Source organism: Synechococcus sp. MU1651, from assembly GCF_023630635.1.
Lineage (GTDB): Bacteria > Cyanobacteriota > Cyanobacteriia > PCC-6307 > Cyanobiaceae > Parasynechococcus.
The window spans coordinates 38,050-53,881 of record NZ_JAKUHJ010000010.1 but is presented as its reverse complement, the minus strand read 5'-3'; the positions used below and the strand labels follow the sequence as shown (position 1 = coordinate 53,881).

At 53.5% G+C, this 15,832-nt stretch carries 10 protein-coding genes; 7 read left to right on the top strand and 3 right to left on the bottom strand.

Going from position 1 to position 15,832, the window contains the following annotated elements:
* Nucleotides 1-722 precede the first annotated feature (722 nt).
* Both NCN05_RS08765 and stpA read right to left on the bottom strand, forming a co-directional pair.
* Nucleotides 723-6,188: a DUF4347 domain-containing protein gene (locus NCN05_RS08765; protein WP_250397788.1), complete on the bottom strand. Its 5,466-nt coding sequence runs from the start codon at nt 6,186-6,188 to the stop codon at nt 723-725.
* A gap of 471 nt (nt 6,189-6,659) precedes the next feature.
* Nucleotides 6,660-7,868 carry a glucosylglycerol 3-phosphatase gene (gene stpA / locus NCN05_RS08760; RefSeq protein WP_250397787.1) on the bottom strand — a complete coding sequence of 403 codons (1,209 nt, stop codon included), beginning with the start codon at nt 7,866-7,868 and terminating at the stop codon, nt 6,660-6,662.
* A gap of 179 nt (nt 7,869-8,047) precedes the next feature.
* Here stpA and NCN05_RS08755 point away from each other — a divergent pair, with 179 nt between their 5' ends.
* Entirely contained in the window at nt 8,048-9,352 is a 1,305-nt protein-coding gene (locus NCN05_RS08755) for an aromatic ring-hydroxylating dioxygenase subunit alpha (protein ID WP_250397786.1), read from the top strand.
* 32 nt (nt 9,353-9,384) lie between these two features.
* Here the strand turns inward: NCN05_RS08755 and NCN05_RS08750 are convergent, their stop codons facing one another.
* On the bottom strand, nt 9,385-9,774 hold the full coding sequence (locus NCN05_RS08750; RefSeq protein WP_250397785.1) for a hypothetical protein: 390 nt from the start codon (nt 9,772-9,774) through the stop codon (nt 9,385-9,387).
* Nucleotides 9,775-10,061: 287 nt separating this feature from the next.
* On the opposite strand from NCN05_RS08750, the gene NCN05_RS08745 reads away from it, so the two are divergent.
* From NCN05_RS08745 to NCN05_RS08720, 6 genes are all read left to right on the top strand, one after another.
* A complete protein-coding gene (locus tag NCN05_RS08745) occupies nt 10,062-10,625 on the top strand; it encodes a glutathione S-transferase family protein (protein WP_250397784.1) in 564 nt (187 codons plus the stop codon).
* A gap of 144 nt (nt 10,626-10,769) precedes the next feature.
* Nucleotides 10,770-12,284: a DUF8648 domain-containing protein gene (locus tag NCN05_RS08740; RefSeq protein ID WP_250397783.1), complete on the top strand. Its 1,515-nt coding sequence runs from the start codon at nt 10,770-10,772 to the stop codon at nt 12,282-12,284.
* 70 nt (nt 12,285-12,354) lie between these two features.
* Nucleotides 12,355-13,485, top strand: a complete 1,131-nt coding sequence (locus tag NCN05_RS08735; protein WP_250397782.1) for a phosphotransferase enzyme family protein — start codon at nt 12,355-12,357, stop codon at nt 13,483-13,485.
* 1 nt (nt 13,486) lies between these two features.
* Entirely contained in the window at nt 13,487-14,062 is a 576-nt protein-coding gene (locus NCN05_RS08730) for a DOMON-like domain-containing protein (protein ID WP_250397781.1), read from the top strand.
* Nucleotides 14,063-14,101: 39 nt separating this feature from the next.
* Nucleotides 14,102-15,091, top strand: a complete 990-nt coding sequence (locus NCN05_RS08725; protein WP_250397780.1) for a lytic transglycosylase domain-containing protein — start codon at nt 14,102-14,104, stop codon at nt 15,089-15,091.
* Between the two features lie 43 nt (nt 15,092-15,134).
* On the top strand, nt 15,135-15,806 hold the full coding sequence (locus NCN05_RS08720; protein WP_250397779.1) for a hypothetical protein: 672 nt from the start codon (nt 15,135-15,137) through the stop codon (nt 15,804-15,806).
* Nucleotides 15,807-15,832 lie beyond the last annotated feature (26 nt).

Genomic DNA, 15,832 nt, shown 5'->3' with positions numbered 1-15,832 from the left:
CTCAGAAATATCTTTAAAATTTGAGCATGAAGTTCTGTTCTCACTGCCCTAAAAGGTGATGTTCGTATCTATCGATGGAGAAGACACAAGGGAAGCAAATAATGGGTGACTTAATTCTTTTACCGGTATTGATCCAGCTGGGCGCTATGGATGCAATCAAGGCTGCTGTCGTTGGGGGGGCTGTTTTTGATCCACCAATCGGTTCCAAATCGGAGCCCTCAAATTTACGGTGTTGTCGACAAGTAGGACAAGCAAGGGGAAGAAGCTGCAGAAGAGAGCAGACCGGCCGATTGGACTAGTAGTTCTTGTGGCGTTGGCAGCAGGGTCGGCGGTCGAGGCTGGATTAGCAGTGAAGTAATCACCTGTAGCGGAGAAACTACTCGCCAGACCGTCAAAGCTTCGAAGTAGGGGCTACAAGGGCTTCCATCGCTACCTTCAAGTAGGAAGGCCTTATAGATATTTAGCCAAGTTTACTTGATTGACAATTGAAATAAGCACAATCAGAATTAATTGTAGATCAAGGTCTTCAAGTAGCTATATCACTCGTTGCCCTGCCGGAGATCAGAAAGAAACATTTAGGCAGACAAATCACGCAAACGAAAAGCCATTCATCCCAAAACACATATAAATCAGAGAACTAAAGACTAGCTATCAATCACACAGATGAGCCCATCTTGCTAACACTTAATCTGCTTCAAGCAATCGCAATTAAGTCAAAACAATCAATTCTCAGTGACTTTGCTCGTTGTTGTCGAAGTAAGGTTTGATTCGCCAATCAAAGCCAACTGTTCTGAAGTCGTAATGTCATAGCTGGAGATCGCTTCCGCAGATTGATCAGCCGTCGAGACCGCAATGCCAACAACCGTTGAAGCCTCTACAAAGCCTTGCTCGCTCACGATCGCGCTGATCGACTCTGAATTCTTAATCGTGTTCGGGTTGCTTCCACCAGAGATGCCCTGAATGCTGGACGTCAAGCTCGAGACGGCATCGCCAAACACTGATGTGGACGATGCCGATGTGCTGTCGGTTAGGTCCGCACGGATGCTGCTTTCAATATCAGCAAAACTGAAGTCCGTATCACTAATACCAGTTGTATGGGAGATGGTATCAGCGATAACGATGCCTCCAATTCCGACCCCATCTGCGCCAACAGATTCGGCTGAAACACTATTCATCACTTGAGCATCAACATCAATCAAGCCCAGACCACCACTGGTGACGTTGCTGTCCTGAAGCACTGAGACGTCCTGCCAACCAACAGCTTCACTACTGCCAGCAGTAGTAGTAGCAATCGAAATGGTTTGAACATCAGCGCTCAGCGCTGCCTGTACAGACGCATCAGCCGCAACCATCAGTTGTGTGGCATCAACAATGTCGTTGCTGCTCACTGCCATTACATCACCAACAATCGACTCTGCATCTGCCATCACCCTAGACATATTGGAGATCACAAGATCCAACTCACTTCCAGTGAGATTGACGTCAGTATCAGCAATACCATCGGTGCCAATAAAGCCAAGACCAAAACCAACCGCGACGGCATCAGATCCTTCTGATGTACTGCTAGTCGACGCGGAACTCATTCCACCAAAATCAAGATCAAAGCTCACTCCATCTGCAGCATCGAAGTCGGAATCCTCCACTCCAATCGTGATCAATTCGCTGTAGGCAGAAGCCCCAATCGAAACACCTACGGCATCGGCCTCGCTACTGCCAGCGACGTCATAGTCAACTATGACATCATCTTCCACATCAACCGTTGTTTCACTCACACCAACAAGACGCACGTCCGATACTGCATTTGAATCGAAGCTTGTTTTAATCCAATCGACGGACTCAAGATCCTCAGTACTCAACCTTAAATGATCTGATTGGAGCGTTTCTTCGGTGGGTTTTGAGACATAATTGACAAAGTCGCCAAATTCACCAGATCGCGCAAAGTTTGAAACATTTGAAACATCCCAGCCAGTAAATGAAAGCTTGTCAAATCCAGACCCACCATCAATAAAACCATCAGCTTCGCCATCTACGTAAGATTCGATTATCGCTGAATCGTTTCCAGAGCCCATCCCAACAATTCCGACCTGTTCAATCGCAAAGAATTCATCATTGCCGTCAAACAGATTTGTGGTACCACTACTAGTTACCAGATTAACCGTATCATCGTTGGAGCCAGTATCGATTGATCCAAAGTTAGTGCTTACATTCACCGTGTCTTCGTTGGAGCCAGTATCGATTAATCCAGAGTTAGTGCTTACATTCACCGTGTCTTCGTTGGAGCCAGTATCGATTGATCCAGAGTTAGTACTTACATTCACCGTGTCTTCGTTGGAGCCAGTATCAATTGATCCAGAGTTAGTGCTTACATTCACCGTGTCTTCGTTGGAGCCAGTATCAATTGATCCAGAATTAATGCCTACATTCACCGTGTCTTCGTTGGAGCCAGTATCAATTGATCCAGAGTTAGTGCTTGCATTAACTGTGTCACCACCAGAGCCAGTATCAATTGATCCATAGTTAGTGCTTACATTCACCGTGTCATCGTTGGAGCCTGTGTCGATTGATCCAGAGTTAGTGCTTACATTCACCGTGTCACCGCCAGAGCCAGTATCAATTGAGCCATAGTTAGTGCTTACATTCACCGTGTCATCGTTAGAGCCTGTGTCGATTGATCCAGAGTTAGTGCTTACACTAACTGTGCTAGTGCCATGGCCGCGGTGCAAGATAGATCCATTATTTGTAGTTACGCTTACAATGTCATGCCCCCCGCCAACATCAATCGTTCCGCGGTTTTCCATTACGTTAACCACATCATGATCATTCTCGGTCATGATTCGACCATTCGCGCCATTGAGGCCTACATTAACGAAATCATCCTGATTACCAGTATAAATAGAACCAAAATTCTGTAAAACATCAACACTATCACTATGGTCAAGAGTGTTAATTACACCATAATTTTCGGCTAAGTTGACAGTATCGTCGTCAGGATTCGAATTAGCATATACGCCAGTATTCAAGGTAATACCACTTTCCATGACGTCTCCAATGACGCTGTCGCTACCACCGTTTAAATTAATTATCTCGAAATTATCAATTTGAGTAAAATCCGAGTTTAGCACATTTGAATTTATTTTATATACTCCAGAGTCTATCTGAAGTGAATTTGCATTATCATTTGCATTAAACGTATCCCTGCCTCCTTTGGCATCAATTAATTCAACATTTAAGAAACTGTACAGTTGATCACTTGTTCCGCTGTGATCATCATCAAGATTAATAGTGTTGTTGCTGCTATTTAGATTCATAGCATCGTATCCAGCACCAGCATCGACTTGATCGACGCCAGTAAACCTAGCAATATCGTCTGTACTACCTTGATGGATTCCGGTTATATTGATCGTATTGTTGTCTGAGCTAAGGTTTAATATATCTAGGCCATTAGATGCATTTATTTGATGAATACTTGAGAATTTAGCAATAGCGTCTGTGCTTCCCTGATTGAGCCCAGTAAGATTTATGGTGTTTGAGCCGCCGTTTAAAGTCAGCGTATTGTAACCGCCACCGCCATTGATTTGATCAAAGCCTGCGAACTTATCGATATGGTCGGTGTAACCCTGACCGTATGATGACAATAAAATTTGATTGTCATCATCGTTTAAATTAAGTACATCATATCCACCTCCTGCCTGAATTTCGTCGATGCCATTGAATTTAAGTAATTCTGCAGTTCCTGAATTATAACCATAAATATTGACAGTGTTATTATCACTATTAAGCGTCAGTTTATCGTATCCGATGCCAGTATTGATCTCTTCAATATTGGAAAATGAGGAATTAACACTGCCAATGAAACCACCGTAACCATCGTTTAGGGTGATATCGCTTGAGTAATCTTTAGATGGATTAAAATTGATAATATCATAATCAGGGCCGCCATTAATATGGCCGTTAGAGAACGAAGCTGACTCCAAATTTATTATATCATTTCCTTTCTGAAGATTGACGTTAGGTAGAGAGAATAAGAGATTGTCGATATATGATGATATTCCATCAGACTCAACATTCATTACATTATCTGCATTTGCGGGGACGACGGTCACACTGAAATCTTTTGAGTCAGAAGTATTACGTTGACCATCAACTGCAGGTCCGTCAGCTACAGTTATACGATAAAACTCTGTAAGAACATTATCTAGTGTCGCGATTTTTTCTGAGCTCAATGTGTAATTAATATTGCCTGTTCGTTCACCAGTCTGCGGTATGCTCAAATCTCCAGCTTGATCAATCAATCCACCTGACGCAAGTTTGTAGTAGTGAATATTGTCTACAACATCAGGATCACTAACGTTAAAACTTTGAAGAAATGAGGCTTGAAGGGATCCATTAAATGCAGGGTCTAAAACGTTTAAACTTAAGGGGATGCTAGTAATATCAACTTGATCATTTAGACCTTCAATACTAATAGTCTGATTGAGACTTGCTGTACCATCTTTTGACACAAATGCCAAACTTCCTCTCGCTACTTCATCACGCCCAAGAGTATTGAAATCCTCGTCTCTAACATAAACGCTTCTGGATGAACCATAACCAGTAGTAAATATTTCTCCGACATCCCTGCCAGAGGTAGTTATCAAATCTGATGAAGAAGTTGCTTCTGAAAATTCATCATCACCAAAATCATCATCGATAACGGTAACATTTCCAATAAAACTAGTACTACCTGTAGAGGTGTCATCTTCTGTATGATTTTCATCAACACTGGAGATTATGCGTGCCAGATAATTACGATTAGCATCTATTTTGTAATAACCGGTATTGCCGTCAGCTGATCCCACTTCAAGAAAAACAAGTGAGCCCTTCAGATCACCTGCATTGAATGCACCACCTGAGCTAAAAGGGTTAAGACCAATTGCACCTGCTTCAGTTTCTATAACTCCAAAACCAGTTGCATTTGAAAGAGATATAGATGCAGTTCCGTTAACTCCATCGGCTGAGACAAGTGGAGCCTGCAAACCGGCGAGCCCTTCCTGGACTTCCCCCGAGTCCCATCCTATGGAACCCATTACGGTGGAATAGGCCGATGCACCGACTTCAACAACTGGATTGTCCAAGAACGCCTTACCTATTGCCCCCCCGACGTTGTAAATCGCTAATGATGGATTGAAAGAACCGAGTGGAGTAGAAGTTACAGTGAAGTTGTACTGGCCATCAGATCTAGCCAGAACAGGGTGCCAATCGACATCACGAAGAGGGACCCCAGATAAATTAACTAACGGGGCAAGAAACCCGAACTCATTATCATCAATATAATAATTAATTTGGCCGCGATTTGTTACACTGCTATTAGCATTTAAATCTATATTCTGAGTTAGCAGAAGAGCTGAAAGTTGATCTGCAAAGAAAAAACTTGGAGCTAAAGGACCAATTTCAACAGCACGTATATCCTCTGCGATATCTAGGGTATGTTCTCCAGCTCTTTGAGCTGCTGCCGCCGCAGCCTGAGCTGCTTCGGATACAAAATTTGCAGCGTCTTCTACCCCATCAACGATTGCATTGCCTGCATCTTCAGCAGCTCCACCAATGGCGTTGCCTACATCTTGAGCAGCTCCACTAATTGCATTACCAGCATCCTTAAATGCATTACCAATATCGCCAAAAATAAGTGTTTGGCTAGAATCATTAATGATTTGATTTAACTGATAAAAATCTGACTCGTCCAAGATTTTCCCTTGACCAAGCTTCTCTGAGCTTGAAAAAATTTGTGCACCACTCAATTCACGAAAGGTGCTGATAAAATCTGAAGAAGCTCCAGTTTCACAGCTCCAAAGGAATATATTATTTATATTCCATCCCGATATATCTTCAGCATTAGCGATTAAAGCAAAACGATCAATGACATCACCCAAATATATTTTGCCTGCACTGCCATGTGCAACTATATGCAATTCATCAAATGTTTTATTCGCGAGTTTCTGACTAATAATCGAAATTGTATTTTGATGCGGAGCAATTGTAATACAAGCTTCTTCCGGGTAAGCGTCAGAAAAAACTCTTTCTAGCTCGAGTGACTTATCAAAAATTACTAAGCGGCTATTTGAATGAGGGGTGGTTATTGAAGAGCACCCATGAAGGCCTGAACCGTCGCTCAAAGCACGGGCTTTACCTCTTTCACGAAGTAGAGTCATTACTTCAGTGTATATGCTCTAACATACTTGGATAACTCAACTACTGACAACTGAATTTGTATAGACGAGAAAATATTTTGTTATCACGTTGTATTGATCCATGAAAAAAGTCTGCGGATTCATGCGCTGACTACATATAGATGTATACACAAGGATCAATCTTCTCTTGTCAGTTAATACAAGGCACTGCATCATTCATGCATCTTTTGTAAGCATTTATACATTTACCTCTCTAAGTACTCGGCAAAGCTCAATGAAATGAGGAATTATTAGTTACCACTGGTGGACGGACAAAATCGGCTTATGACTTGCAAGTACATAGATATGCATTAATTATGTTTTTTCACATTTTTGGCCGCGCCCTAGTCAGCCGAAAGCCATTTGGACACAAACAAGTTGCAATCACTATGTTCTGCCCTGCAGAACGCATTCAGGCGAAAGAAACGGATGCTCCCGCTGCTGAGCAGCTGATCAACCCACCCGGCGACGTTCGGAGAGCTTTCGGAACCAGGCGATGTACTGCTCCGGGCCATCGGGCATTAGCACGTCAATCAGCAGGGGATCCTCCGGATCGGTGATGCCCTGCAAGCTGCCATCGGCATGGCTGGGGCGATCCACTTCTCCATGGCTGCTGTCAACAAGGACAACACGATTGGATCGACCGCACCAGTCACCGAGGTCCTGCAGCAGGTTGAGGAAACCGCGATCACTACCACCCCGCAACCAGCCCTTGCCATCAGCCGATGCCGTGGATGTAACCGTGTCTCCCACCCCCACCAGCAACGGCATCCATTCCGAGGGGATGCGCTGCCGCACCAACGCCAACAGCGCTTCGGGATCGTGGGGAGCCGTTCGCACATTGAACGTCTCACCCAAGGGAGATTCACCCCAACGGAGCTGGATGTGCTGATTGAGCAGCACCAGAAGGCCGGCCTCCTTGATCGAGCCGGTGAGCATGAATTGAATGTCGGTGGTTCCCACATCACCTGCAGCAGCTGGCTTGATCCGTTCCTGACCTTGTGCATCACGGCCCAGGTTGGGAGCCACATGTAGGAAGAACGATTTCCCCAGGCCCTGGCCTGCCGCCTCAGCAAGCAACTGATGCATCAGCTCCGAGAGCATCGTCTGCAGGGCCTGCTGAGTGGTGACATCAGCGGGGACGAGTTCAAAAATCCCGTTGAGATTGATGGTGGGTGAAACCTGGGTGTCCAACACCGCGGCTTTGGCGACCTCGGCCAGATCATCCACACCCACCCGCGGCAGCAGGTCCGGCAATCGCTCCATCAATAGAGCTTCCATTCGGTTGGGGGCTGCAGCGAGAAAAGCCATTTCCGCCGGCGAGACGCCGGGGTGGCTCAGGTCGCCAAAGCGATCCTGCAGCTGCACCCCTCCAGCCGCCAGGCCTGGCAGATAACGGCCCTCATGTCTAGGGAGATCGGAATTTCCCAGGGCCTGCTCCACGAGGCGGTTCACCCCGCGCCGCCCTTCATGCTCACCGTTGGTCAACACTGCGAATTGACCATCCAGAGCGGCGACCGCATCCACATAGGACGGGTCCATGCGCCGCGTCAGTGGATCCTTCACCAGTTGCATGCAGACGCCGTCCAAGTCCTGCACGATCAGCAGATCCTCAGCACCAGTGAGTTCCTGCAGCAACTGGTCGGGCGTCAAACGGGGCATGGAGGTTCAGGGGAGGTCGCTGCAGCCGACGGAACAGCGGTGCACTTTTATCGCGCAACTGATTAGTGCCAAACCCGTAAGAAGTCCAGTGGGGAAGGCAGTCAGAAGCACGGATAACAAGCGAAACACCACAGCCAAGCCATCCGGCCAGCGAACATGACGGCCTTGATGCTCCTGCCATGCACCCCACCTGGACAGAACAGTGGTGGCCGATCAGTTATGTGCAGGACCTCGACCCCAATCAGCCGAGCCGGTTCACACTGCTGGAACGGGATCTGGTGATCTGGTGGGATCGCGCCGCATCGAGCTGGCGGGTCTTCCCGGATGTCTGCCCCCATCGTTTGGTGCCCCTCAGCGAAGGGCGGATCAACGAGGAAGGGCTACTGGAATGCCCCTATCACGGCTGGAGTTTCGACGGCGGCGGCCAGTGCCAGCGCGTGCCGCAGGCTCTCGAGAACACCCAGCCCAACAACCGTCGGTCCCGCTGCGCCAGCCTTCCCACAGCCACGGGACAGGGGCTGCTGTTCGTCTGGATGGGGGCCCCCGATGCCGCAGACCCCAGTCAGCTCCCCCTGGTGCCAGCCCTGGAGGAGAACCCCGACAGCTGGACGGTGCAGGACACCTTCCGGAATCTGCCGATGGATGCCGTGACCCTGCTGGAGAACGTGCTGGATGTGAGCCACGTTCCCTTCACCCACCACAAGACCGTCGGCAAACGGGAGAACGCCGCGCCGGTGGAAGCTTCCATCACGGGGGAAGACGCCAGCGGCTTCACGGCCCACTGGGAGGAGGGGCCGCGTCGGGGCAAACTCGGCGCACAATCCACCACCTTTCATGCCCCGCAGCTGATGTGGCATGACCTCACCGCCAAGGGTTTCGGGCGAATTCTCACGGTGGTCTATGCCGTTCCGATTCGCCGCGGCGAGTGCCGCCTCTTCGCCCGCTTCCCCTTCCAGTTCCAATCCGCCGTCCCCCGGCTGCTGATCGGATTAAGGCCCCGCTGGTTGCAACACATCGGCAATCACAAGGTGCTGGAAGACGATCAGGTGTTCCTGCACTGGCAGGAGCGGGTGCTGGAGAGAGCCGGCGGCAGCCCCGCCGTGGAACGCAGTTTTTTCATGCCCACAACGGCAGACGTCTACGTGGCGGCTCTGCATCGCTGGTTGAACGCCAACGGCGGCGAGCCCTTTGCAGGACAACCCCTACCTCCACGGCAAAGCACCACGGCGCTGATGGATCGATACAACAGCCACACCATCCATTGCCGCAGCTGCTCGTCGGCGCTGAAGCGGATTCGTGCGGCACGCCCCTGGGCTTGGGCCCTGCTCTGGGGATCCGCCGTGCTTGTGGGCATCCAGCAGGGCAGCGGCTGGAGCAGCACCGGCTTGGTCACTGCCGCACTGTCGGCCCTGGCACTGCGACAACTCAACCGCTGGGAGCAGGGGCTGACCATTGGCAGCGGCGCGGCCCCCCGCAACCGCTGATCAGAGCCCCGGAACAGGAAGCAAGGTCGGCTTCACCTTGCCCTGGATGTCGACTTTGCCGCCGATGGTGACTTTGTTGTCGACAGACACGTCTGCCGTACCGCAAGCGGGTCTTCAGCTGTGAGGGACACAGCTCCTTCAACCGCCAGAGGGGCATTTCCGCTGATGGTCACCGGGCCTTCGATCGCGAGGGGCGCAGCGCCACCAATGGTGACCTGCTCATGCACCACGACCGGCAAAGGGGTATCGGAGCGGATGGTGACACTGGGCGGAAGCACCAACTTGTCGACCTGCAATCCGCCCTTAATCGCGATGGGGATGGGCCGACTCAAAAGCTTGGCGGCCGTGACCGCCAGAACCAGGCTGGACAACACAACCGCTGCAGGCCAGCGATACGCCATCAGCAGATCACGGCTGGTCACAGGCCTCTGGGCAATGGTTTGAGCGCTTTACAGCGTGTTTGACCCGGTCCTGCCCGTGATGACAACCGCCCAGCCCCATCAGGCCGCTATCGACCAGATGTTGTTGCGTGCACGCCGAAGCAAAAGATTGACATGTCACATGTCCACCACAACGGGATCCCCATCAATGCATCCAACAAGGCATCCAAATTGCGAGCAACATTGACATCAAACCCCACCAGAGCTTGCACCACGCAACGTCACTGATTCATTCCAATGGATAGCATGGAGAAAGTTAATAGTCAGCGATGACGCTTTATCTCTACGGCGGCCCCAAGACCCGTGTTTCAATGCCGAAATGGTACTTAGCAGAAAAAGGAATTTCTTACGAATACGTCAACATTGACCTGGCAGCTCGCCAAAATCTTGCAGCGAGCTATCTGGAGGTCAATCCTTTCGGCAAACTGCCTGCCCTTAAAGACGCCAGTAATGGTTTGGTGCTGTTTGAGTCGGGCGCCATTCTTCAGTATTTGTCTGAGAATTACGCCGACGAAGTCCATGACGCCGCAACACGAGCCTCGATCAGCCAGTGGATTCTATTCGCCAACTCCACACTGGCAATTGCTTTATTCGTTCCCTCCAATAAAGAGCGGGAGTTCCCCAGGCTGATGGCAACTCTGAATGACATCTACGCCAAGAAACAGTTTCTGGTGGGGGATTGCTGGACCGCAGCAGACTGTGCAGTCAATGCATACCTCGGCTATCTCCCCATTTTCTATCCCAACGAAGACCTCTCCGCTTATCCCGAAATCCAGGCTCTCAATGAGCGAACACGATCCAACCCGAATTACAGAACAATCATGGGCCTTTGAATCATTCAATTGCCGTTGAATTTCACGACTTTCTTTCATTTAATTTCCCGCCCTGCTCAATGCTTCCAACTCCGCATCACCCAAGGGACTGGCGTCTGTCTTCTGTGAGCAGTCCTATCGGGAACGCTGCTTAGTCTTGTCGGCATGCGCAATTCCTTCTTCGATCAGAGCCTCGACGCCGGCGCAATCCGTCGGCGCGTGCAGGAGCTCTCGACCGGCAAGGTGGGGTTCTACAGCGTCGGGCTTTATCCAGCTTCGCTGGCCTACAACTGCGCCATGCAGAACGCCAAAGGGCGTCTGCTGCTGGCCCCTCGCCCCGGCCGGGACCTCCTGGGAGCCTTCCCCCAGGAGACGATTGCAACGATGGACGATGAGCACGTGGAGACCGTGCTCAACATGGGCGGCAACCGCATCGGAGGTGAGCTGGTTGCCAACACCCTGAGCGATCTGATCCAGCGCTGCGAGCTTGTGGTGCTCAGCGCCAACAGCAACCACATCGAAGAAGACCTCCAGGAAGCCTGCCGCCTGCGCAAGGAGCTCCATCGGGAGCAGGTTGTGCTGGCCTGCCTGGCGGGATCCTTCAGCCATGACCCGATCAGCAACAGCGCCTATGTGCTGTGCGAACAACAACCCGAGCTCGCCTTCTTCTCCGGCTTCCATCGCCATGGGGCTCTGCGCAACCCCTTCGACAGCTTCACCGCCAATTTCTGCCATCCCAATGCCCTGACGGCCATGTTGGGGGCTCAACTGATGGATCAACTGTCCCCGAACATCCAGGTGTCCGCCGGTGTTCACAACGTGGAGGGCCAGTTCATCAAGGCCGCCAAAAACATGGCCTCGGTGTTCGCCGGTTTCGGCTACGGCTTCCATCAGGACAATCCCGGGGTGTTGCCAACGCTGCTGACCCTGCTGCTGAACCAGTGCCTGGACCAGGCGGCCACCGTGTCGATGGCACGCCCCGACCGTCAACGGCTGTACCACCGGCAGCCCTTTCCGCTCACGGAACTGGGCTATGCCGTCCCCAGGATTGAATCCACCCTGGTGCGCGATGGCGACTTTGAGCGGGTGCGTGACCACACCTTCAGCCAACTCACGGCGATGGTGGCCGATGTGCGCGGCAGCATGATGCTGCCGGTCTCCGGCAGCCCCACCCGCAACTTCCAGGCCGGGCAGGTGATGGCCGAGGCGATGCGCGATCAAGGCCGCTGCCCACATTCCATGGAGGAATTGGAGCAGTGGTGTGAAGCCGCAGGCCTGCGCAAAGGTGGACTGGAGGGGCTCAAATCCCTGCGGTACTGGCCTCAGATCGCCCGCAAGTACGCCATCCCAGCCAACGACGCCTCGATGGTGAACCTGCTGTACATGGCGATTTACGGGCGTGCAGGCGTGAAGGAGACCGCCTACCGGGTGATGACGGAAAGCCGTGAACTCTCCAGTTACTGCCAGGAATCCGTGCGGCCCAGCCACAGCCGTCGCTACGCCGAGGCACTTCAGAACCTCGATGTTCCCAAAGCCCTCGAGCTGGTGGTGAATGCCGTGATTGCCGACAACGCCAATCAGGCCATGGGCAGCAAGATGGCTCTGGACGAGAACGGTGAGACCGGGGTACCGGCCTACCTGGAGCTCATGGATGTGATCGAAAGCCAGCTCGATGCCTGAGTCGGCTGTGGTTCTGCACACCTGAACGGGGCAGAGCACCGGAAGAACGGCAAGGTGCCATGTGAGACCCATGCGACCGTTCATGACCGAGGCCCTGGAAGCCATCGCCGATCGCTTCCATCCTCGCGAGGGGATCAAAGCCATCCGTTCCCTTGGTTCGGGCAACGTCAACGAAACGTTCCTCGTGACCCACGAGGGACAGGACGGCGCCTTCGTCATGCAACGCCTGAACACAAACGTGTTTGAGCGGCCTGACCTGGTGATGCAGAACCTGCAGGCCCTGGGCGACCACATGGAACGCCGTCTCGCCTCTCCACCCCCACAATTGAAGGGGCGGCGCTGGGAAGTGCCCAGGGTGGTTCCCTGTCGGCGAGAGGCCTCCCCCTGGATCGAACAGAACGGAGAGTTCTGGCGCTCGATCACGTACATCGGCGCAGCAACCACCAGCGATGTCATCCGGGACAGTGCCCATGCCCAGGAAGTGGGCTACGGGCTGGGAATGTTCCACCACCTGATCAGCGATCTGCCCATCAATCAACTGGCGGACACCCTCGAAAATTTCCACGTCACGCCGGCCTACCTCCAACACTTCGATGCGGTCGCCAAAGCCACAGACCGCCTTGGGTCTGCCGAACGTGACGCCTGCGCGTTCATCGAGGCACGTCGTCAGGGCGTCGATGTGCTGGAAGCAGCGCTCAGCCGCGGTGAACTCCATCACCGCCCCATCCATGGGGACCCCAAGATCAACAACGTGATGATCGATGAGGCCAGCGGCCAGGCGATCGGTCTGATCGATCTGGACACCGTCAAACCGGGGCTTGTTCACTACGACATCGGCGACTGTGTGCGCTCCTGCTGCAATCCATCCGGAGAGGAAACCCTCTGCCTCGACGATGTGAACTTCGACATGGAGCTCTGTGAGGCGATCCTCACGGGCTATCTCTCCGTTGCTGGTGGGTTCCTGAGTGACTGGGACCTGCACTATCTGCCCCACTGCATCCGCCTGATCCCCCTGGAGCTTGGCCTGCGCTTTCTCACGGATCACCTGGAGGGCGATGTGTATTTCCGCTGCGATCGACCTGGGCACAACCTGCAACGGGCCCTGGTGCAGTTCCGACTTACCGAAGCGGTGGAGCAGCAGTTCAACGCCCTGGAGCAACTGGTTGCGCGGCTGAAGCAGCAGCCAAGTCCAAACCTCTGAGATGGCGCGTTCTGCCGTGATGCTGCGTCAGGCCTGCCGCCTGATTCCCTTTGAACGGTCCATTCCAGCTGGGGTCCAGATCAGCGCTGAGCTGGTGTGGAAGCGCGAGGGTTGGCTGGAACTCAGCTACGGGGTTCTGGCCCGCGCGGCCAAGGGCATTGGCGTCCTGAAGCTGCCGGCAGGGCTGAACGATGGGACCCAACAGGGGCAGCGCAAAGATGAGCTCTGGACCACCACCTGCTTCGAAGCCTTCATCGCTGCCCCCGGGGAGCAGCGTTACTGGGAAGTGAATCTGGCTGCCGATGGCGATTGGGCGCTCTATCGCTTCGATGGCTATCGCAGTGGACAAACGCAGCAGGAACTGAGCACACCCCCAACGGTGCGGCTGCAACGTGGGTTGCACCAACTGCGGCTCGACGCCCGGATTGCATTGGAGCCCTGGTGGACACCAGACGTCTGCCCAGACCTGGCATTGACGGCCGTGATCGACCGTGGACAGGAGGGGTTGAGCCATTGGGCCCTCCGCCACGGCTGCAAGGCCGACTTTCACGACCGCAGCACCTTTCTTGCCGCCTGAACCACACCGGTAGGGTCAACACAGCGCCCCTGCCCCACCATGCGCAGCCGCAATGTGCTTGTTGTCTCAGCCATCACGGCAAGCCTGCTGAGCGGGCTGTGGCTGAGACCAAAACAGCCGCAGGCCGCAGCCGAAGCGGTTGTTTCCCAGCAAGCTGTCACCAAGCCAGGGGTGAAATCACCTGTGCTGCTTCCTGCCCAGGCCAGCCAACCGAAAACCAAAGATGGCCGGCAGTACCCCCTTGTGCCCGCTGAGCCAGCCGAGCTGGCAACACTGCTGGCGGCCGTTGAACAGGCGCTGAGGGATCCCGCCACAGCGGCCGAGGCCCTGCCCGATCTCGGCCACCAACAACAGGTGATCTACCGGGTCTTGTCGACGGACCAACCCAGATCTCAGCAGGTCGTTGACGCGTTACCCCCGCGCTGGCGCAGCGTGGCGAAAAGCCACCTGGCAGCACGGCGTGAATTCGTTCGCATGAGCCGCGGCCGTGGACCGACGATGCTCCCCGCCTGGCGGATCATCCAGCCCGAACCAGCGGCGAAGCTGCTCAGCTATTACCGCAAGGCCGAGGCAGCGACAGGAATCGAATGGGAGGTTCTGGCGGCCGTGAACCTGGTGGAAACCGGAATGGGACGCATCGATGGCGTCTCCGTGGCCAATGCCCAGGGCCCGATGCAGTTCCTGCCCACCACCTGGGCCGAACCCGGCGTTGGCGCCGGGAACATCCGCGATCCCCACGACGCCATCCAGGCAGCAGCGCGTTACCTGGTGAGGCGGGGCGGACTGCAGGACATTCGCCGCGGCCTCTGGGGCTACAACAACAGCGATTACTACGGCCGCGCCGTGCTGCTCTATGCCTCACTGATGAAGGAGGACCCTGCGGCCTACACCGGCCTGTATCACTGGGAGATCCACTTCAATGCAGCGGCCGGTGATCTTTGGCTGCCGGTGGGTTACAACCAACCGCAGCGCATCACGGTTGAGCAGCATCTGCAGGCCAACCCAGCCAGCAGATCACCAAACGGGTGAGCATCGACACCTACGCTGAGACCTGGCGTGATCCAGGAAGCGGGTGTCCAAGGAAACCTCCCATCGCGGTGACGAACTGAAGGGTCTCGGCTGGTCCGAGGCGGATGTGGCTCGCTACGTCGAGCTGTGGGAATACCGGCAGCGCTGGGGGGCCATGAATTTGGAACGGGAGGATCGCCTGTTCCTGCGCAAAGCCGAAAAAGCTCTGCCGGCGATTGTGACCGGACGGGCCGCCGCCAAGAAATCAATCAAAGACAAGACCTACTACCGCTGGCTGCGCTTCCATCTCGATGCGATGACCGAAGCCGAGGCGGGGATGGGCCTTGGCGACGGTGAGCGCGGAGCATGGCCGGTGCTGCTGGAGGCTGAACTCCGTTTGCTCGACCATTACGAGCCCGTGCTCGGCTTGCCCGACACGTTGAAAGCCAAAGCCCTCAGCCCTGTGCGTGAAAAGCTCACGGCCCAAGTGGCTGCTCTCGGCAACACCAAGGCCTACGACTTCCAGGCGCCCCTGATTGCGCTGAAAGCAGAAGACAGCAGCAACCGCTGGAAGCATCTGCGCGAGGTGGATGCAAGTGATCGCACCTATCCCCTGCTCAGCCCCGATGGCGTGGCTGGATTCCGCAGCGAAGCGCACCGCGATATTCAAGAGGTGATCCGCAACACATTCCCTTCTTTGGCGGAAACCGACAAACCCGAGCTCTCTGACGACTAGAACTGGGGCAGTGGCCCCGCCGAAGA